This is a genomic window from Reyranella aquatilis (assembly GCF_020880995.1).
GTDB lineage: Bacteria > Pseudomonadota > Alphaproteobacteria > Reyranellales > Reyranellaceae > Reyranella > Reyranella aquatilis.
In genome coordinates, this window is the sequence record NZ_JAJISD010000002.1 from 74,185 (window position 1) to 92,700 (window position 18,516).

Here is an 18,516-nt window from a genome sequence, read left to right on the forward strand (position 1 = left end):
TCAGGCGGCCTCTTTCTGAGTGGCCAGCCAGGTCTCGCAGCAGGCTTTGGCAAGGTCGCGGACGCGCAGGATGTAGCTCTGCCGCTCGGCGACGCTGATTACGCCGCGCGCGTCCAGCAGGTTGAAGGCGTGGCTCGCCTTGATGCACTGCTCATAGGCCGGCAGCGGCAGCTTCTTCTCGACCAGCCGGCCGCATTCCTTTTCGGCATCGTCGAAGTGGCGAAACAACATCCCGGTATCGGCATGCTCGAAATTGTAGGCCGACTGCTCACGCTCGTTCTGCAGGAACACGTCGCCATAGGTCAGGGGCACGTCGGAATCGGCGCGGTTGAACGGCAGGTCGTAGACCGACTTCTTGTCGAAAAGGTACATCGCCAGCCGCTCGAGGCCGTAGGTGATCTCGCCGGCCACGAGGTCGACCTCGATGCCACCCACCTGCTGGAAGTAGGTGAACTGCGTGATCTCCATGCCGTCGCACCAGACTTCCCAGCCCAGGCCCCAGGCCCCGAGCGTCGGGCTCTCCCAGTCGTCCTCGACGAACCGGATGTCGTGCAGGCTCGTGTCGATGCCGATCGCCTGCAGCGAACCGAGATAGCGTTCGAGGATGTCGGGCGGCGACGGCTTCAGGATCGCCTGGAACTGGTAGTAGTGCTGCAGCCGCATCGGGTTCTCGCCGTAGCGGCCGTCACCGGGACGACGAGAGGGCTGCACATAGGCCGCGTACCAGGGCTTCGGACCGAGCGCGCGCAGGGTCGTCGCGGTGTGGAAGGTACCGGCGCCCATCTCCATGTCGAACGGCTGGAGGATCAGGCAGCCCTGTGCCGCCCAATAGTCCTGCAGGGTGAGGATGAGTTCCTGGAAGCACGTGGGCTTGCCGCGCGCTGCTGAGGGGTTCGACAACGGTATTCCCCGAAGCTCTAAAGGCCTTTTATTTCCGCAACTTATGGCCGTTTTTGCGGTGCGGCAAAATAGGTTCGCCCCCCAAGCCGGTCAAGGCTGGTGGCAGAGTGCGGCCTTATGGCCGCGGGCGGCCGCAATGGCCGCATTTTTCGGCAGAGGTCGATATGTAGGCACCGCAACCGGTGCACTGGACCGTATCCTCCACAACGGCGGGCTTGCGGGACGCTACGACGGGAGGCGGTTCGGGACGCGGAGCCGGTTGGGTGGGCGCCGGCGGCCGCTGCGGCGGGCTTGCATTGCCCGTGAACCGGTCAAACAGACCCTTCCAGTGCCGGAAGGTCTTGTACGCCCCGTACACGGCGACGCCGAACAGGATGATTTTCAGCAGCATGCGGCCATTTGAGGTTCCTGCGAAACCGGGTCAAGCGGGCTATATGGGTGGCATGAACGGAATGAAGAGTGAGCCGCTCGACCTTTTCGTGGTCGGCGGCGGCATAAATGGCGCGGGCATCGCCTGCGACGCAGCGGGCCGGGCCCTCACGGTTGGGCTGTGCGAAATGAACGACTTCGCCAGCGCGACCTCATCCAAGGCGAGCAAGCTGATCCACGGCGGCCTGCGCTACCTCGAAACCTACGAGTTCCGCCTGGTACGCGAGGCCCTGCAGGAACGTGAAGTCCTGCTGGCCAAGGCGCCGCACCTGTCCTGGCCGATGCGTTTCGTACTGCCACACGAGCCCCACCTGCGGCCGCGCTGGATGCTGCGGCTCGGCCTTTTCCTGTACGACCATCTCGACTGGCGCATGACCCTGCCGAAGTCGATCGCGGTGGACCTTCCTTCCTCGAAGTTCGGCGCCGGCCTCAAACCCGGTTTCAAGAAGGGGTTCGTCTATTCCGACGGCTGGGTCGACGATGCCCGGCTGGTGATTTCAAACCTCAAGTCGGCGCGCGAGATGGGCGCGAAGATCTACGCCCGTCACCGCTGCGTCTCCGCCCGCCGCAGCGAGGACGGCAAACTCTGGAACATCGAACTGGCCGGCCCCGGTGGCGTTCCGATCCAGTTGCAGGCACGCGGCCTGGTGAACGCCGCCGGCCCCTGGGTAAAGCGCTTCCTCGACGAGGAGACCCAGATCAAGACGCCCAAGCGGGTGCGACTGGTCAAGGGCAGTCACATCGTGGTGCCGCGACTGTATGAGGGCGACCATGCCTTCATCCTGCAGAACAGCGACAACCGCATCGTCTTCGTGATCCCCTACGAGCGCGAATTCTCCCTGATCGGCACCACCGACATCGCCGTGGAGGAAGGCGAGCATCCGGTTTGCTCGCCCGAGGAAGTCACCTACCTCTGTGACCTCGTCAGCCATTACATGGAAAAGCCGGTGCGTCCGGAGGACGTGGTCTGGACATTCTCCGGCGTCCGGCCGCTGTTCGACGACGGCGACGACAATCCCTCGAAGGTGACCCGCGACTACCATCTCGAGGTCGACGGCACGCCCCGGACCCGGGCGCCGATCCTCTCGGTTTTCGGCGGCAAGATCACGACCTACCGCCGGCTGGCGGAACACGCTTTGCGGGACCTCCAGCCCTATTTCCCGCGCATGGGCGGCCCCTGGACGGACAGCCGTGCCGTCTACGACGGCGAGATGGCCGACGCCCCGACCTTCGAGCAGGCGTTCGACAACTTCGTCGACGGTGCCGCCGCCAGCAAGCCTGCCCTGCCCAAGGAACTCGTCCGCATCCTGGCCCGCCGCCACGGTTCGGGCCTCGAGGACATGCTGGAAAACGTGAAGACGGTGGCCGATCTCGGTCGCCATTTCGGCGGATCCCTCTACGAGGTCGAGGTGCGCCACCTGATCCGGGACGAATGGGCGGTCGATGCCGAGGACATACTGTGGCGCCGAACCAAGGAAGGCCTCCACATGTCTCCCGGCGAGCGCGAAGCATTTGCTCTCTGGCTCGAAGAGCAGCGGCCCAACTTTACATAAGTTAACGTTCGGCGACGGGCACGCCGCAACGCGTGCGTCCGTATCTCAGGAACAGCACGATCAACGGTGAGGTTCCTCGATGTCGTTTCGCCCCCTCCTCCTGCCTTCCGCCCTCGTCCTGGCGGCCGGCTTCGCCTTTGCAACGCCGGCATTCGCCTTCGATCTTTTCGCCGACGAGTACGGGATCGAACTGGCGCAAGCCCCCCCGCCCGCGCCCGCCCCCGCCGGTCCGCGCGCCGAGCGCGCCAAGGCGGGCGAGCGCGCAGAACGCAACTTCTCTCCCAAGGCGGCCTGCATCGACATGGTCGCGCGACGCATCGGCGACCGCGCCTACGTCAAGGCCAGGCTCGAACTCAAACCCGAGCAGATGACGGCCTGGAACGCCTTCGAGAAGGCGGCCGACGAGGCCAGCGCCAAGTCGATGGCGCGCTGCCAGACGCTGCCGATCGAGATGAAGGAGCGCCCGGGCTACCTCGAGCGCCTGACGATGGAAGAGGATCTCATGAAGGCCCGCATCGCCACCATCGAGGCGGTCAAGCCGTCGCTGACCGCCCTTGTGGCCGTCCTGACGGCCGACCAGAAGGCCGTCCTCGACCGTCCGCGCATGGGTCCCGGCCACATGGCGCACGCCATGGGCCGGCCCGCCCCGCGCTGACGGGTGTTACCAGTCGCTGTGGCGGACGATCTTCAGCAGGTCGTCCGCCATGGTGAGCGCGGTGAGCACGCCGGTCTTGGGATTGTCCGGCATGGCGCGGCCCAGCCGCTCGAGCTTCAGCTCGCCTGAATCGGCCACGACCTCGAGCTTGCTGGCATTGGTGCCCGGCGGCAGGGTCGGATCGGCGACCAGTTCGATCTCGGTATTGTCGAGCCCCGCACCGCACAGTGCGACCGTCACGGCCAGATTGGCATTCTTCGGATAGAGACGGCCTGCGTCCGCCGGTTTGCCGCGGAAGATCACCGTCGGCTCCTTTATCGACGGCAGGTCGAACTCGGTCTCGGCCGGCGTTCCGGTCCAGGCATGCGGCGGCTTGATTGAGATGTATTTCACCTTCTCCAGCTTGCCGAGCCGCATGGCGAGCAGCCCGTCGAGGCCGGCGATGGCGCCGGATGGCAGGCGCAGGCGCGCGCCGCCCTTTTCCGCCGCCTTGAGGTGCTTCTTCCACAGGACCGGATCGCCATAGGCGCCGGTCGCGATCACCATGAAGTCGAAGCCCTTCTTCAGGATCGTCTCGCCCCACTCGCGCACCGCCTGCTGGCTGGCCGCCTCGACCACGACATCGGGCTTCAGCTTCAGCAACGCCTTGAGCGTGTCGACCACCGCGACCTTCTTGCCGACCTTCTTCTGCGTCTCCGCGACGCGGCCCTTGCGCACGAGGACGCCCACGATGTCGATGGGCGGCTTTTTCTCGCGGAACACGTCGAACAGCATCTGGCTGATCGCTCCGTAGCCGATCAGTGCGATTTTCAGCCGTTTTTCCTTAGCCATGGGTACCCCGCGAGACGGATTTCGGTCGACCGGACGGGCCGACTATAGCGGGCAGGCGCGGCCCTTGCGACCGAAGGGGGGCGCGGCTATAACCCCGGCCTCGTCGCGGGCCGGAGTCCGTACACCTGACGGAGCGTAGCTCAGCCTGGTAGAGCACTAGCTTCGGGAGCTAGGGGCCGGAGGTTCGAATCCTCTCGCTCCGACCAATCGACGAGACCAACGGCGGACCTTCGGGTCCGCCGTTTTTCCTTGGCCCTGGGGCGTCTGCGCACCCGGCAACCCGGAACGCGCAAACGCCGGCTTTCAGTCCTACATCTTCGGCAGGATCGCGATGTCCCGGACGGCACCGCCGAGTCCCTCGATCTTCGCCACCGGCGAGGCCTTGCCAGTCGCCAGGTCGATCGACCACAGCTGATCGCCGGTCATGGCCCAGCCTTCGTTTTTCGTGCCGTCCGACCAGATGTCGAAGGCGACCACGTCGACCTTGGGGCCGAGCGCGCCCACGGTGTTGAGGATGCCATCGTTCGGTGGTGCCTGCTTCACCAGCGCACCGGTCGTGGTGTCGATGTTGAGGAGCGTGGTTTCCTTCGTCCCCTTGACCGAGTTGGTATAGGCGCCTGCCATGACCTTCGGCGCCTTGCCCTTGTTGGCATCGCCGTCGGCATATTTCAGGCTGCCGTCCTTGATGACCTTGCCGTCGTCTACATTGACGCGGAGGCTGGTGCCGTCGCTGCCGATGACCCGCAGCCGATCGGCGACCGGGTTGAAGTCCACCGTCGCGGAGGCGCCCGCCGGCAGCATCGTCTCGAGCTTCGACTTCTTCGTGGCCTTGCCGTCCATCGCGATCGTGTACAGCGTTCCGTCCGCCGCCAGCGCATAGAGCAGGCCGTCGGCCGGCCGCACGTCGATGCCGACCAACGGGCCTTCGACGCCCGCGACCTTCATGCTCTTCGTCGCTTTCTTCGCGGACGTATCGACGATGGCGATCGTGTCGTTGCCGATCAGGGCCGCCACGTCGGCTGCATGGGCGGTACCCGCCAGCGTCACGAGGGCGGTCGAGGCGGCCAGGAATGCCTTAACAGTCATTGGGGTCTCTCCAGCTTGTTGCAGGCCCATGAGCGGGTCCTGCAGCGGGTACCCGCGGGAGCGTCCAAACGGATGCAGCCCCGGAAAGGAAATCGAAAATAGCCTGCCACTGCATCCAATTGCCCCCTGTGCGCGGTACTGTTACGGAGGGCACGCGCAAGCGCAGCCGACGGATGCCGCAGGGCATGGAACGAACTCTCGAGGGAGAGCACACACCGATGGCGGCCGAACCGTCCTCCGACCCTTCGGCGCTTGAACCGCAGGTTTCCGCGGCGATCGTGCGCTGCGCGGCCGGAGAGAAGGCGGCGTTGCGTCTGATCTACGATCTGGAGGCGGCCCGCATGGTGGGCGTGGCAATCCGCATCCTGCGCCGCCGCGATCTTGCGGAGGAAGCGACCCATGACGCCTTCATGCGCGTCTGGCGGAGCGCGCGCAGCTACGATCCCTCGCGCGGTTCCGCGCGCGCCTGGCTTTATGCGATCGTCCGGAATCGCGCGTTGACGATCCTGCGCGACGAACGGCGCTTCGATCCCGAACAACAGGCGGACACCGATTTGCCGCAGCCGGATCAGGCGCTGCAGCGCCTGCCGGACTCCAGCGCGCTGCGTCAATGCCTGCAACAGCTCGAAGCCGGTCGGCGCAACGCCATCGTCCTCGCCTACGTCCACGGCTTCAGCCACGGCGAACTGGCCGGCCGGCTCGGCATGCCGCTCGGGACCATCAAGAGCTGGATCCGCCGCGGTCTCGCTTCCCTGCAGGAGTGCATGGGATGACGCCCGACCGCGACGATCGCCTCCTCGCTGCCGAATTCGTGCTGGGCCTTCTGGACGCCGAGACGCGGGCGGCTGCGGAGCGTCGCCTCGCCTCCGACGCAGCCTTCGCGCGCGATGTCGCGGCATGGCAGAAGCATTTTGCCGCCTTCGACGATACCGCCGATGCGGTCGTTCCGGCCGATGACCTGTGGCGCAGGATCGAAGCGGGAATGGCTGCCGCGGCTCCCGCCGCCCTGGTCACCCCGCCCGGCCTGCTGCGCCGGCTGTGGAACAGCCTGGGCGCGCTGCGCATCGCCGCCCTTTCCGGCACGGCGGCCGCCGTGGCCTTTGCGCTCGTCGCCGTGGTCAGTTTGCGGCACGCGGACGAGGTCGCCGCCCGCAAGCCGGTCTATGTCGCCATCCTGGTCGACGATGCGACACGACAGGCCGGCGCGATCGTGAACGCCTTCGCCGACGGCAGGGTCGAGATGATCCCGCTCGTCGACATGACGGTGCCCGCCGGACGCACGCTGCAGGTGTGGACGCTCTGGAACCGCGAGGTCGGTCCGCGATCGGTCGGCCTGCTCGACCGGGCCCGCGCGACGCCGCTCGATCTCCAGCGGCTGCCGACCACGGCCGCCGACCAGCTCTTCGAAATCACGCTGGAGCCCGCCGGCGGCTCGCCGACAGGGCGCCCGACCGGCCCGATCCTCTACAAGGGCACGACGGCCCGGACGCTGTAGGAGCCGTCAACCGACCAGCGGGAAGTGGCAGGCAACCTCGCGGCCCGGCGCGATCTGGCGCAGCGGCGGCACCTCGTCGGTGCAACGCGGCTGGGCATGCGGGCAGCGTGTGCGGAAACGGCAGCCAGAGGGCGGATCGAGCGGCGACGGCGGGTCTCCGGGCTTCAGCTTGGTGTCGCCCAGGGGGACATCGGGGTCCGGCTCGGGGATCGCCGCCATCAGCGCCGCCGTGTAGGGATGCGCCGGCGTCGTGAACAGCGACTCCGAATCGGCAACCTCGCACAGTCGCCCGAGATACATCACCGCGACCCGGTCCGACACGGACTTCACCACCGCGAGATCGTGCGCAATGAAGAGAAGTGTGAGGCCGAAGCGGGCCTTCATGTCCTCCAGCAGGTTGATGATCTGCGCCCGGATCGACACGTCGAGCGCCGAGACCGGCTCGTCGCACACGATCAGGCTGGGCTCCAGCACGAGGGCGCGGGCGATGGCGATGCGCTGGCACTGACCGCCGGAGAATTCGTGCGGCCTGCGGTTCCAGACGAGATCGGGATCGAGGCCGACCGCCTCCATGACGGCGCGCACGCGCCGGGTGCGCTCGGCGGCATCGGACACGCCCGAGACGATCAGCGGCTCTGCGATGATCTCCGCCACCTTGCGCCGCGGGTTGAGCGAGGCGATGGGGTCCTGGAAGATCATCTGCAGGCGCGGCCGGACCGCGCGCAGGGCCTTGCCGCCCAGTTTCGTGAGATCCTGGCCCTCGAACAGCACGGCGCCGCCCTTGGGGGGCGGCAGTTGCAGCAGCGCGCGGGCCAGCGAGGATTTGCCCGAACCCGATTCGCCGACCAGGCCCAGCGTCTCGCCCTGCTTCACCGACAGGGTGACGTCGCTCACCGCGTGGACGTGACGGCCGCCGCCTACCGGATACTCGACCGTGAGGTTCTGGATGGCGAGAAGATCGCTCACTCGGCAGCTCCCCCACTCCCGCCCACGTCCACGCCGCGCGGATGGAAGCAGGCGTAGCCGCGCGCACCTTCCCAGGTCTGCATCGGCTGCTCCTCGTCGCAACGATCCGTGCGATAGCGGCAGCGCGGCGCAAAGGCACAGCCGCCGCTGCGCCGCGCCAGATCGGGCGGCCGGCCGGGAATGGCGCTGAGCCGCGTATGCGTCGGATCGGTCAGCCGCGGCAGCGAACGCAGGAGCGCTTCGGTATAGGGCATGCGCGGCGACCGGAAGAGCTCGCGCGTCTTCGCCGTCTCGACCGCCCGGCCCGCATACATGACCATGATGTCGTCCGCCCGCCCCGCGGCGACGCCGAGATCGTGCGTGATCAGGATCATCGCCATGCCACGCTCGCGCTGCTCGCGCTGCAGCAGGTCGAGGATCTGCCGCTGCACCGTGACATCGAGCGCGGTCGTGGGCTCGTCCGCGATCAGCAACTTGGGCGCGCAGGCGATCGCGATGGCGATGGCCACGCGCTGCCGCATGCCGCCCGACAGTTCGTGCGGGTACTGCCCTGCCCGCCGTTCCGCCTCGGGAATGCCGACCTCCGTCAGCAGTTCGACGGCACGCGCGGCCGCCGCCCTGGCATCCAGCCCGCGGTTGAGGCGCAATCCCTCGCCGATCTGGTGGCCGATCTTCATCACGGGATTGAGCGAGGTCATCGGATCCTGGAAGACGACCCCGATGTCGCGGCCCAGCACGCCGCGGAATTCGCGGGCCGGAAGCGCGCGAAGGTCGCGGCCCTCGAACAGGACCTGGCCTCCCACCTCGGCGCCCGAGCTTTCGCCCACGAGGCCGATCAGCGAGCGCACCAGCACCGACTTGCCGGAGCCGGACTCGCCCACGATACCCAGCGTCTGGCCCTTCTCGAGATCGAACGACACGCCGTCGACGGCGCGCAGCGGACCGCGCGCGGTGAAGAAGCCGACACGCGCCTCGCGCACCGACAGGAGAGGTGCGCCGCTCACAGCGCGGACCTGCGCGGATCGACCATGTTGCGCACCATGTCGCCCACGAAGTTGAGGGACAGCACGGTGGCGAACATCACCGCCGCCGGGATCAGCGCCGTGTAGGGCGCGACGTCCAGCGCCTCGCGCCCGTCGGCGATCATGCCGCCCCAGCTCGGTTGCGGTGCCGGGATGCCCAGCCCCAGGAACGAGAGAGCGCCCTCGGCCACGATGATCACGCTGATCGCCACCAGCCAGAAGGCGAACATCGGCGGCAGGAGATTCGGCAGGATCTCGCGCGTGATGATGCGCCAGTTGCTGGCGCCGATGGTGCGCGCCGCCAGCACGAAGTCGCGATTGGCCCAGGCGAGCGTGTTGGCGCGCGACACCCGCGCCGCGGCCGGAATCGACAGGATGCCGAGCGCCAGCGTCACGTTGAACAGGCTTTGTCCCAGGTAGGCCGTGAAGGTGAGCGCCAGCACCAGCGACGGGAAGGCCAGGAGAATGTCGATGAAACCCACCGCCAGCATGTCGATCTTGCCGCGGAAGTAACCCGCGCTCATGCCGATGGCCCCGCCGACCAGGAAGCCGAGGAACGGTGCACAGATGCCGACGATCAGCGAGGTGCGTGCGCCGTAGATGATGCGCGAGAGCATATCGCGACCGAGATTGTCGGTCCCCAGCAGATACTCGGCGGACGGCGGCTTGCGACGCAGGATGAGTTCCTGCGCCGAGGGATCGGGCAGGCCGATCCAGTCGGCAGTGATGGCCAGGAAGACGACGAGCATCAACCAGCCCAGCGGCAGGGCGAGCGCCCAGTGCCAGCGGCGGCGCGGCCGCGTGGCCGCGACGACCGCGCCCTTAGCTGCGGAAGCGGACATGGCGCACCCGGGGGTCGAGCACGGCGTAGAGCATGTCGACCAGGAAGTTGATGACGACGAACCCCACGGCAATGAACGCCACAGTGCCCTGCACGAGAATGAGGTCCCTGTTGAAGATGCCGCCCAGCAGCAGCCGGCCGACGCCGGGCAGCGCGAAGATCTGCTCGACGATCACCGCGCCGCCGATCAGGCCGCCGATATTGAGGCCGAGAATGGTGATCAGCGTGAACGACGAGGGCCGGAGCGCATGCCGCAGCAGCACCCGCCACGGCGACAGACCCTTGACCCGGGCCAGAAGGATGAAGTCCTCCTTGAGCGTGGTCAGCAGGTCGGAGCGCAGCACGCGCATCAGGACCGTCCACTCGATGAGGCCGAGCGTCAGCGACGGCAGGATCATCGATTCGAAATTGTCCCACAGCCCCTCCGACATCGGCGTGAAGCCGGTGGCGGGCAGCAGGTCGAAGGACACGGAGAACAGGTAGATCAGCACGATGCCCAGCATGAAGTTGGGCATCGCGAGGAAGCCGAAGGCCGCCGAGGCCGAGATGCGGTCGAAGATGCCGCCGGGCTTGCGCACCGACAGCAGCGCGACCGGAATCGCGATGCCCAGCGCGATGACCTGCGCCATCACCATCAGCTGCAGCGACACCGGCAGCCGGTCGATAATCGCCTGTGCGACCGGCTCGCCGTTGCGGTAGGAGCGGCCGAGGTCGCCCGAGAGAGCGGACCCCAGCCAGTCGAAGTAGCGTACGAGCATCGGCCGATCGAGACCCAGATCGGCGCGCAGGCCGGCAATGTCCTGCGGCGTGGCGAGGTTGCCCAGGATCACGATCGCCACATCCCCCGGCAGGATGTTGACGATCATGTAGGTGAGCAACGTCACGCAGAACAGCACGACGACGAGCCGCACCAGCTGGCGAACGATCCACGGCACTGGAGACGCCCTACGCTACCCGAGGTGACTCCCGTCCCTACTTCGCGAGCCAGGCGCCTTCGACCTGCACGGCACCGCCGCGCAGCGCGGGAATGCCCCTCACGTTGGCGCGCGTGATCGCGAAGTCGATATTGCTGCCGCTCCACAGCCACACCGCGTCGTCGTTCAGGATCTTGATCAGATCGCAATAGGCGGCCTTGCGCTTGTTCTCGTCGAGGCTGGTGCGGCCGACCAGCAGCAGGCGGTCCACTTCCGCATTGTTGTAGCCCGAGAAGTTGATCGGGCTCTTGGAATGGAAGTTGGCGAACATCTGCGGATCGACGTCGGCCAGGTCGATGATGCGCCAGCCGGTGACCTGGAAGTCGCGCGACAGCGCTTCCTTCACGAGCTGGGTCTGGTCGACCGGCTTGATCTCGACGTCGATGCCGGCCTTCTTCATGTCCGCCTGGAAGACCTGTGCGCCCTCACGACCGCGCGGCGTGGCGGTGACCGTCATGGTGAGCTTCACGGGCTTGCCGTAATCGGCGATCAGCTTGCGCGCGGCCTCGGGATCGTACTTCAGCGCGCCGGTGTCCTTGCATTCGATGCCGGAACTCGGTCCATAGGGATCGTCGTGGACGGGACGCAGCCCCTGGGTCAGCACCGCGGCATTGCCCTTGCGGTTCAGGGCCATCGAGACGGCCTGGCGAACGCGCTTGTCGTTCAGCGGCTCACGCTGGGTGTTAAGCGGAATGACCAGCGCTCCGCTGCCCACCCAGCTCAGGACCCGCAAATTCTTGTCCTTCTTGGCCTTGACGATGTTCTCGGCACGATCCTCCCAGATCACCTGCACGTCGCCCTTCACGAGGCTGGCGTAGCGGGCGTCGGAATCCGGCAGGGGCCGCACGGTCACGCGGTCGAGATAGGGCTTGTCCTTGTCCCAGTAGTCGGGATTGCGCTCGGCGACGAGACGGTCGGCCGCGCGCCACTCCTTGAAGACGAAGGGGCCGGTGCCAACCGGATTGCGGTTGTAGTCGGCGCCCTTTTCCTGGGCGATCTTGACCGGAATGATCAGCGTCACGACCGTGGGCTGTGCCAGGGTACGCGGCAGCGCCGCATTGGGACCGCGCATCTTGAAGACGGCGGTCAGGTCGTCCGGCGCCTCGACCTTATCGATGGCGAGATAGGCACGACCGGCGAAGCGGTTGGCCGGGTCCAGCAGGCGGTTGAAATGGTCGGCGACGGCCTGCGCGGTGAACGGCGAGCCATCGTGCCACTTCACGTTGGGCCGGATCTTGGCCGTCCAGACGCTGCCGTCCTCGTTGGGCGTCATCGACAGAGCGAGCGCCGGCAGCAAATTGCCCTGGTCGTCGAGGCGCATCAGCGTCTCGTAGAACAGCGAAGCCGCCGTCACCGTCGAATTGGAATAGACGCCCGCCCGGATCGGATCGAAGCCCTCGAAATCGCTCTCGACGCCGATCGTCAGCGCGCCGCCGCGAACGGGCGCCGGTGCCGGCGCCTGCGCGAAGGCCGGCGCCGCGACGGCAGCCGCGATTGCCGCCACCAGACCAAATCTACGTGAAAACAGTGCCATAAGGCCCTCCCATGGATCGCGCCGTTGACCGGCATCAAATCTATGGTCGGGAAGATAACGCGGCCTTCGCCGCCAGCCTAGAGGATTGCGGAGTCGTTTAACCCAAGATTACATGCAGTAGGCCTGCGCGGCGACGACGGCGTTCAAGCCCTGCATTTCCTGCGGCGACAGGTTCGAGGGATTGAGCAGGTTGCCGCTCACGCTCACCGACTGGTTCGACTTGCGCAACCCCAGGATGGCGTTCGAGCGCTGGTCGGCCGGGATGCGGGCGATGATGCACTGGCACATCTTTTCCGAGCTGGTGACCATGCACTCCTTCAGCAGTTCGTCGGCGCGTGAGGCGGACGAGAAGCCCAGGGTCAGGACGAGAGCGGAAAGTCCGGCGGCGAGGATACGCATGCAAATCTCCATGGATGGCCCATCCTACACCGTCTCTCAGGCCACCAGCCAGTTCCTCAGAAGCCCGAACAGGCCCGTCAGGAAGAGGATGGTGAGGGCGACGTTGCGGTAGAGCCGCTCGCTCGCCAGCCCATGGAACAGCCGGCCGCCGGCCCACGCGCCCAGCACCATCACCGGGAACAGCACGACGGCGCGGACCAGGGCGTCGACGCCCGCCACGCCGGTCGCCAGAACGATCACGATCAGCAGGAACTGCGTGAGGAAATAGTAGGTGACGATGTTGGCCCGGTTGACCTGCGGCGGGTCGTTTCCCGACAGGAGATAGAGCAGCACCGGCGGGCCGCCGACACTCGTGGTCGCCATCATCGCCCCCGATACCGCGCCGACCAGAACCGTCGCGGCGGTCGAGCGCCGGCCGGTGTATTTCCAGCCGGTCCACATCAGCATCACGAAAGCCACGATCACCGCCGACACCGAGGTCACGATCGTGTTCTTGTCGACGCTGGCCAACAGCCACACCCCGGCCGGCATGGCGAGGCAGGCCGCGATGCTCATGGGCGTCAGCACCTTCCAGTCGGCATGCCGCCGGACCTGCGGGAAGAGCTGCAGCGATACGACGAGTTCGATGGCGACCACCGTCACCACCATCTCGGCCGAGCCGAACAGGATGGCGAAGACCGGCGCCATCAGCATGGCCGACCCGAAGCCCGCGAAACCGCGCATCAGGCCCGCGACCAGGGTGACGCCCAGCGCAGTCCAAAGGCCGGTCTCGGCGAACAGAGATTGGATGTAGGGGATCATGACCACTGCCCATCTGTTTCACCTCCCCCGTCCGACGGAGGAGGTGAAACAGATTGAGTTCAGCGCCTGCCCTGCCCCTCGCCCGTCTTGTCGCGCAGGCGGCGCATGCCGCGCAGCCAGCGGTCGCGGTCGAGCTTGCGGGCCATGTATTCCTTCACCTCAGGGTGCGGCAGGATCAGGAAGCGCTCCTCGTCCATCGCCTCGATCACCGTGTCGGCCACCGCATCGGTGTTGATCACGCCGTCGACCGACGCCGCGGTCGCACCGGCCATGCGCAGCATGTTGGTATCGACCGCCTGCGGACAGAGCACCGAGACGCGGATGCCGCGGTCGCCATACTGGATCGACAGATGCTCGGCGAGCGCCACGCCTGCATGCTTGGTGACGCCGTACGGCGCGGAGCCCATCGAGGCGAGCAGGCCGGCCGCGCTCGCGGTGTTGAGCAGGTAGCCTTCGCCCCGCTTCAGCATCTGCGGGACCAGCGCCCGCGCGGCGTAGACATGCGCCATGACGTGGATCGCCCAGGAATCGGCCCAGTCCTTGTCGGTCGCATCCTCGTGACCGCCGCGGCCGATACCGGCGTTGGAGAAGAAGATGTCGATCTCGCCGTACTTCTTTTCAGCTTCCGCGATCAGCCGCTTGACCTCGGACTCCTGGCCGATGTCGCCTGCCACGGCGAGCGCACCGATATCTTTCGCGACCTTGTCGAGCCGGCCGCCGTCCATGTCGGCTACGACCAGCCCACGCGCGCCCTCCTTCGCAAATCGCCTCGCGATCGCCTCGCCGATTCCGCCCGCCGCACCGGTGACGACGCAGACCTTGCCTTTGACCTTCATGTCTTATTCCTTTCCTCCACGGGCTCGGCCCCGAGGACGCCGCGCAGGCGGCCGCCGGGGGTTGACCAGTCACGTTGTTCCCCATCCTTCGAGACGGCGCCGCACTTCCTCGGGACGACGATGTCTTCTGGTTTCTGCTACCCCCAGCTCTGTTCGATTAGTTCGATGTACTGCGCCTTGGTCGGCTGGCGCGGCGTCGACAGGTGGCAATGGTCGCCCATCGCGCCCTCGGCGATCTTCTCGATCGTGTCCTGTGCAAGCCCTGCCGCGCCCAGTCCCTTCGGGATGCCCAGCCGCTCGTTGAGCGCCGCCACCGCATTGGCCACGCCCGCGGCACTGGCCTCGCTCTCGGGCAGCCCCATGACCTGCGCCACGCGCTTGAACTTGTCCCCGACCGCGGGCTCGTTGAAGCGCAGCACCGCCGGCAGGTAGATCGCGTTCAGCGTCCCGTGGTGAAGGCGATAGCCTTTCAGGCCACCGGTGGGATGGGAAAGCGCGTGCACCGCGCCCAGTCCCTTCTGGAAGACCATGGCGCCCTCCATGGCTGCAACCGCCATGTTGTAGCGCGCCTCGCGATCCTGTCCGTCCTTCGTGGCACGCTCGACATACTTCCAGGCCTTCTCCAGCCCATCGAGCGCGATCGAGTCGGCCGGCGGGTTGAAGACGTTGGCGAGGTAGCATTCGATATTGTGCGTCAAGGCGTCCATGCCGGTGCCGGCGGTGAGATGCGGCGGCAGGCTCATCGTCAGTTCCGGATCGATCAGTGCCAGGCGCGGGATCAGGTAGGGACTGCCGATCGCGAGCTTGCGCCCCGAATCCATGATGATGACGCCGCCGCGGCTCACTTCGCTTCCGGTGCCCGAGGTGGTCGGGATCGCCACCATGGGCGCCACCGCCGCGGTGATCTTGCCCGCACCGCCTTCGACGAACGAATAGGCCTGCAGCGACGGACCCGGATGCGTCGCCATCAGGGCGACCGCCTTGGCGAGGTCCATCGGCGAGCCGCCGCCGATGGCGATGATGCCGTCGCAGCCCTCGTCCCTATAGATCTTGAGCGCGTCGCGCATGGCAGCTTCCGTCGGGTTCTCGGGCGTGCCGTCATAGAGCGTGATCGGCATGTTGCCGGGAAGCTGCTCCTTCACCTTGGCCCACAGGCCCGCCGATATGACGCCCTTGTCGGTGACGATCAGGGGCCGGCGCATGCCCATGAGCTGCAATTCGGATTCCAGCAGCTTCAGGGCACCGAAGTCGAACTGGATCCGGGTGAGATATGTGATCAGGGCCATTGGTTTTTCCTCTCGATTTTGCGCGGAGCCTACGCGAGAAAAAGCTCATGAGCGACACTTCCGTCCTGCGCATCGCCACCGCGCTCGATGCGCCCGCCCTTGCGGCCACTATCGCGGCTTCCTTTGCGCAGTATCGCGGCAAGCTCGTGCCGGAATCGGGTGCGTTCCGCGAAACCGCCGAGGGGATTGCCGCCGAACTCGCACGCGGCGCGGGCGCCATCGTCGCGGAACGGAACGGAGAGATGCTGGGCTGCGTGCTGGTCGAGGAGACAGAGGGCGATCTCTATTTCGGCCGGCTCTCGGTACTGCCGTCGGCGCGCGGCCAGGGTCTGGCGCGCCGACTGATCGAGGCGGTCGAGGGCGAGGCCCGCCGCCGCGGCCTGGCCGGCGTCCGGCTGGGCGTGCGCATCGTCCTCACCGAGAACCAGCGCCTGTTCGCATCGCTGGGCTATCGCGAGACGTCGCGGGAGGCCCATCCCGGTTTCGATCGGCCGACGTCGATCAACATGCGCAAACCGCTCGGCTGATCCCTCACGCGGCCGCTGCCGGACGCGACCAGGCCTGTCCGGCATAGAGGATGATCAGGCCAATTCCGAAGAGATGCGGGATGTAGAACCGGATCTCGGACGACGGGTAGAGCAGGAACCGCACGCCCGCGGCGACCAGCAACGCTCCCAGCAGCAGACTGGCCCAGCGGCCGCTGGCGGGCCGGCCGAGCAGCAGGATCGCCGTCAGCACCGCCGCGACGGCGGCATGCACCCACGGCAGGTGGGAGACCGTGCCGATCTGCGTCAGCAGGATCCTGACGTAGAGGCCAGGATCGAAGGCCGGATCGAAATCCGTCAGGACGTTCTGCGGCCCGACGAAGTTGAAATGGAACTGTGCCCACCAGCCGATGTGCCTGCCCGCATAGTAGGCGAAGGCAGCGGCGGCAACCGAGCCCAGCAAGAGCACCAGGGCGGCGCGGTTCTCGCGGCGCGCCGCCAGGACGATGCTCAGGACGACGTTCAGGATGAGGCCGTCCGGTCGCAGCAGTACTGCCACGAGAAAGCACAGAACCGCCAACCGCACCCGCTCCGCAAGCAGCGCGGCGATACCCGCCACGCAGGCGAAGGTGAAGATCGTGTCCGGCGACACCATGCTGGCGAAGCTGCCGAGACCGAACAGCAGGACGATCGGAAGCCAGGCCAGGGTCGCGATGCCGTCGAGACGCCAGGCGCCGTGGACGAGCAGCGCCAGGATCCCGAGGGCGCCGACAAGGCTGACCAGCACGATCGCCCGTACCGGCTCCAGCGCCAGCGTGATCGACCTCAGAACGATGACGTAGCCGTACTTGATCTCGTAGAGCGGCAGCTGGCTGATCAGGGCGCTCGGGTTGAGATGCTGCGCTTCGGAATAGCTGGAACCGGTGGTGAGGTAGGCCAGCGCGGCGGGCGAGAAGTGAGGCTTCACCGCGCTCCAGCTTCGCTCGTGCAGGGCAACCACGTCGATCGAGCCGTCGGCCGAGATCGCGGCGGGCTTGAGCACGGCCATCGTGTAGCCGACGACATCCCAGTCGAGCGCCGGGCGGGTCACCGCGAAGAAGACGAAATAGAAACCGACGAGAACGGCCAGGACGGCGGAGACGAAGCGCCAGCCCTTCCATTCGGCGAACGCGGTCATCATGAATTTTTCTCTCCCCTGCACGCACTATGCGCGGCGGATTGACCGTTGAGCAACAGGGGGAGCCCTCTGCTATTGTATCATTCATGAGCAATCGCACCCCTCTGACCGGTCCGTCCGTCTGGCACGGCAAGGACATCAAGAATTCCTCACGCTGGATTCGCGAACTGACTCCCGATGGCGTCGATGAACTCGACGCGGCTCTCAAGGGTCTCGGCGGCATGCCGTGGCAGGAGATCACACGGGAAGACTTCTACCTGCCCTCGCTCGACGAACTGTTCGACGACATCGCCGACGAACTCGAGAACGGTAGCGGCATCGTCAAGCTGCGCGGCATTCCGGTCGATCGCTATTCGGAAGATGACCTGCGCCGCCTCTACTTCGCGATCGGCACGCATATCGGGACGCCGGTCTTCCAGAATCGCAGCGGCGAGCTGATGCGCGCGATCCGCGACGAGGGCGCCCATGTCGGCCGCACCTACGGCGAGACCAAGGACGAGAAGGGTTCGACCTTCCTCTCCTCCTATGCCCGCACGCTGACCAATGGCGGGCTGCGATTCCATACCGACCGCACCGACGTGGTCGGCCTTCTGTGCGTTCGCCAGGCGCGCGCCGGCGGCGTCAGCAAGCTCGCCTCCACGCCGGCCATCCATAACGCCATTCTCGAGCGGCGGCCCGACCTCCTCGAGCTGCTGTTCCAGGACTACTGGCGCAGCCGCTTCGGCGAGGAAGGCACCAAGAAGGACGGCGAGGCGACGACGCGCGAGACCGCCTACCCGCTGCCGATCTTCGGCCTGCGCGACGGCAAGTTCACCTCGCACTATTCGCTGACCTTCATCGAGGCGGCGCAGATGGCACCCGGGGTGCCGAAGCTCACCGACGCCCAGCGCGAGGCGATCGACGTGCTGATGCAGACCGCGGAGGAACTGTGCTTCGAGATGACGCTCGAGCCGGGCGACCTGCAGCTCATCAATAGCCACGTCACCTATCACGGGCGCACGCCGTTCGAGGACGATGCGTCGTCGGGCCACGACCGGCTGCTGCTTCGCCTCTGGCTGACCATGCGCAACAACCGCCCCCTGCCCCAGGGCCACGAGATCCTCTGGCAGGAAATCGAGGCCGGGCGGCCGCGCGGCGGCATCCGCCAGATCGAACTGTAATCATTGCCGGGCGCGCGCCACTGCGCGCGGGGTAACCCCCGCGCTGAAGTGGCGCGGTGCCGATCTATTTGGTTGACTAGGAAACC

19 protein-coding genes and 1 tRNA gene are annotated in these 18,516 nt (G+C 66.7%); 7 read left to right on the top strand and 13 right to left on the bottom strand.

Annotated features, from left to right (window positions below; translation table 11 throughout):
- Positions 1–906, bottom strand: coding sequence for a glycine--tRNA ligase subunit alpha (locus LJ725_RS06205; RefSeq protein ID WP_408015728.1), 906 nt, complete (start codon positions 904–906; stop codon positions 1–3).
- 446 nt (positions 907–1,352) lie between these two features.
- Here LJ725_RS06205 and glpD point away from each other — a divergent pair, with 446 nt between their 5' ends.
- Positions 1,353–2,882: a glycerol-3-phosphate dehydrogenase gene (glpD, locus tag LJ725_RS06210; RefSeq protein WP_230549774.1), complete on the top strand. Its 1,530-nt coding sequence runs from the start codon at positions 1,353–1,355 to the stop codon at positions 2,880–2,882.
- Positions 2,883–2,961: 79 nt separating this feature from the next.
- Entirely contained in the window at positions 2,962–3,537 is a 576-nt protein-coding gene (locus LJ725_RS06215) for a Spy/CpxP family protein refolding chaperone (RefSeq protein WP_230549775.1), read from the top strand.
- Between the two features lie 6 nt (positions 3,538–3,543).
- Here LJ725_RS06215 and LJ725_RS06220 read toward each other — a convergent pair whose 3' ends face one another.
- Positions 3,544–4,368 carry an aspartate dehydrogenase gene (locus LJ725_RS06220; RefSeq protein WP_230549776.1) on the bottom strand — a complete coding sequence of 275 codons (825 nt, stop codon included), beginning with the start codon at positions 4,366–4,368 and terminating at the stop codon, positions 3,544–3,546.
- A gap of 129 nt (positions 4,369–4,497) precedes the next feature.
- Here LJ725_RS06220 and LJ725_RS06225 point away from each other — a divergent pair.
- Positions 4,498–4,574: transfer RNA gene (locus LJ725_RS06225), tRNA-Pro, on the top strand.
- Between the two features lie 103 nt (positions 4,575–4,677).
- Here the strand turns inward: LJ725_RS06225 and LJ725_RS06230 are convergent.
- Entirely contained in the window at positions 4,678–5,454 is a 777-nt protein-coding gene (locus LJ725_RS06230) for a DUF4394 domain-containing protein (RefSeq protein WP_230549777.1), read from the bottom strand.
- Between the two features lie 218 nt (positions 5,455–5,672).
- Between LJ725_RS06230 and LJ725_RS06235 the strand changes: the two genes are divergently transcribed.
- Together LJ725_RS06235 and LJ725_RS06240 are read left to right on the top strand one after the other, a co-directional pair.
- Positions 5,673–6,227 (top strand): sigma-70 family RNA polymerase sigma factor, encoded by a 555-nt coding sequence (locus LJ725_RS06235; RefSeq protein WP_230549778.1) that lies wholly within the window; start codon positions 5,673–5,675, stop codon positions 6,225–6,227.
- Complete coding sequence (locus LJ725_RS06240; protein WP_230549779.1) at positions 6,224–6,949, top strand: anti-sigma factor; 726 nt, start codon at positions 6,224–6,226, stop codon at positions 6,947–6,949. The genes LJ725_RS06235 and LJ725_RS06240 overlap by 4 nt, the downstream gene beginning before the upstream one ends.
- A 6-nt stretch (positions 6,950–6,955) precedes the next feature.
- On the opposite strand, the gene LJ725_RS06245 is transcribed toward LJ725_RS06240, so the two are convergent.
- From LJ725_RS06245 to LJ725_RS06285, 9 genes are all read right to left on the bottom strand, one after another.
- Positions 6,956–7,915, bottom strand: a complete 960-nt coding sequence (locus LJ725_RS06245) for an ABC transporter ATP-binding protein (protein ID WP_230549780.1) — start codon at positions 7,913–7,915, stop codon at positions 6,956–6,958.
- The gene (locus tag LJ725_RS06250) at positions 7,912–8,919 is read right to left on the bottom strand and encodes an ABC transporter ATP-binding protein (RefSeq protein WP_408015724.1); all 1,008 of its coding nucleotides are present in this window, start codon (positions 8,917–8,919) and stop codon (positions 7,912–7,914) included. Before LJ725_RS06250 ends, LJ725_RS06245 begins: the two co-directional genes overlap by 4 nt.
- A complete protein-coding gene (locus LJ725_RS06255; protein WP_230549781.1) occupies positions 8,916–9,779 on the bottom strand; it encodes an ABC transporter permease in 864 nt (287 codons plus the stop codon). Before LJ725_RS06255 ends, LJ725_RS06250 begins: the two co-directional genes overlap by 4 nt.
- Positions 9,760–10,713: an ABC transporter permease gene (locus tag LJ725_RS06260; protein ID WP_230549782.1), complete on the bottom strand. Its 954-nt coding sequence runs from the start codon at positions 10,711–10,713 to the stop codon at positions 9,760–9,762. Before LJ725_RS06260 ends, LJ725_RS06255 begins: the two co-directional genes overlap by 20 nt.
- 37 nt (positions 10,714–10,750) lie before the next feature.
- On the bottom strand, positions 10,751–12,286 hold the full coding sequence (locus LJ725_RS06265; protein WP_230549783.1) for an ABC transporter substrate-binding protein: 1,536 nt from the start codon (positions 12,284–12,286) through the stop codon (positions 10,751–10,753).
- A gap of 108 nt (positions 12,287–12,394) precedes the next feature.
- Complete coding sequence (locus tag LJ725_RS06270; RefSeq protein WP_230549784.1) at positions 12,395–12,685, bottom strand: hypothetical protein; 291 nt, start codon at positions 12,683–12,685, stop codon at positions 12,395–12,397.
- Positions 12,686–12,721: 36 nt separating this feature from the next.
- Entirely contained in the window at positions 12,722–13,486 is a 765-nt protein-coding gene (locus tag LJ725_RS06275) for a sulfite exporter TauE/SafE family protein (RefSeq protein WP_230549785.1), read from the bottom strand.
- Between the two features lie 59 nt (positions 13,487–13,545).
- Positions 13,546–14,322 (bottom strand): SDR family oxidoreductase, encoded by a 777-nt coding sequence (locus tag LJ725_RS06280; protein WP_230549786.1) that lies wholly within the window; start codon positions 14,320–14,322, stop codon positions 13,546–13,548.
- 137 nt (positions 14,323–14,459) lie between these two features.
- Positions 14,460–15,608 (bottom strand): iron-containing alcohol dehydrogenase, encoded by a 1,149-nt coding sequence (locus LJ725_RS06285; RefSeq protein ID WP_230549787.1) that lies wholly within the window; start codon positions 15,606–15,608, stop codon positions 14,460–14,462.
- Positions 15,609–15,655: 47 nt separating this feature from the next.
- Here LJ725_RS06285 and LJ725_RS06290 point away from each other — a divergent pair, with 47 nt between their 5' ends.
- Positions 15,656–16,135, top strand: coding sequence for a GNAT family N-acetyltransferase (locus LJ725_RS06290; RefSeq protein ID WP_230549788.1), 480 nt, complete (start codon positions 15,656–15,658; stop codon positions 16,133–16,135).
- Positions 16,136–16,139: 4 nt separating this feature from the next.
- Here LJ725_RS06290 and LJ725_RS06295 read toward each other — a convergent pair whose 3' ends face one another.
- Positions 16,140–17,273, bottom strand: a complete 1,134-nt coding sequence (locus LJ725_RS06295) for a hypothetical protein (RefSeq protein WP_230549789.1) — start codon at positions 17,271–17,273, stop codon at positions 16,140–16,142.
- Positions 17,274–17,356: 83 nt separating this feature from the next.
- Between LJ725_RS06295 and LJ725_RS06300 the strand changes: the two genes are divergently transcribed.
- Positions 17,357–18,430, top strand: coding sequence for a TauD/TfdA family dioxygenase (locus tag LJ725_RS06300; RefSeq protein WP_230549790.1), 1,074 nt, complete (start codon positions 17,357–17,359; stop codon positions 18,428–18,430).
- Positions 18,431–18,516 lie beyond the last annotated feature (86 nt).

Bases quoted from the DNA above. Each gene is read 5' to 3' on its own strand.
- glpD (WP_230549774.1), top strand. From the start codon at position 1,353: ATGAAGAGTGAGCCGCTCGACCTTTTCGTGGTCGGCGGCGGCATAAAT.
- LJ725_RS06215 (WP_230549775.1), top strand. From the start codon at position 2,962: ATGTCGTTTCGCCCCCTCCTCCTGCCTTCCGCCCTCGTCCTGGCGGCC.
- LJ725_RS06295 (WP_230549789.1), bottom strand. From the start codon at position 17,273: ATGATGACCGCGTTCGCCGAATGGAAGGGCTGGCGCTTCGTCTCCGCC.
- LJ725_RS06300 (WP_230549790.1), top strand. From the start codon at position 17,357: ATGAGCAATCGCACCCCTCTGACCGGTCCGTCCGTCTGGCACGGCAAG.
- LJ725_RS06220 (WP_230549776.1), bottom strand. From the start codon at position 4,368: ATGGCTAAGGAAAAACGGCTGAAAATCGCACTGATCGGCTACGGAGCG.
- LJ725_RS06275 (WP_230549785.1), bottom strand. From the start codon at position 13,486: ATGATCCCCTACATCCAATCTCTGTTCGCCGAGACCGGCCTTTGGACT.
- LJ725_RS06240 (WP_230549779.1), top strand. From the start codon at position 6,224: ATGACGCCCGACCGCGACGATCGCCTCCTCGCTGCCGAATTCGTGCTG.
- LJ725_RS06290 (WP_230549788.1), top strand. From the start codon at position 15,656: ATGAGCGACACTTCCGTCCTGCGCATCGCCACCGCGCTCGATGCGCCC.
- LJ725_RS06285 (WP_230549787.1), bottom strand. From the start codon at position 15,608: ATGGCCCTGATCACATATCTCACCCGGATCCAGTTCGACTTCGGTGCC.
- LJ725_RS06235 (WP_230549778.1), top strand. From the start codon at position 5,673: ATGGCGGCCGAACCGTCCTCCGACCCTTCGGCGCTTGAACCGCAGGTT.
- LJ725_RS06255 (WP_230549781.1), bottom strand. From the start codon at position 9,779: ATGTCCGCTTCCGCAGCTAAGGGCGCGGTCGTCGCGGCCACGCGGCCG.
- LJ725_RS06280 (WP_230549786.1), bottom strand. From the start codon at position 14,322: ATGAAGGTCAAAGGCAAGGTCTGCGTCGTCACCGGTGCGGCGGGCGGA.
- LJ725_RS06270 (WP_230549784.1), bottom strand. From the start codon at position 12,685: ATGCGTATCCTCGCCGCCGGACTTTCCGCTCTCGTCCTGACCCTGGGC.
- LJ725_RS06230 (WP_230549777.1), bottom strand. From the start codon at position 5,454: ATGACTGTTAAGGCATTCCTGGCCGCCTCGACCGCCCTCGTGACGCTG.
- LJ725_RS06265 (WP_230549783.1), bottom strand. From the start codon at position 12,286: ATGGCACTGTTTTCACGTAGATTTGGTCTGGTGGCGGCAATCGCGGCT.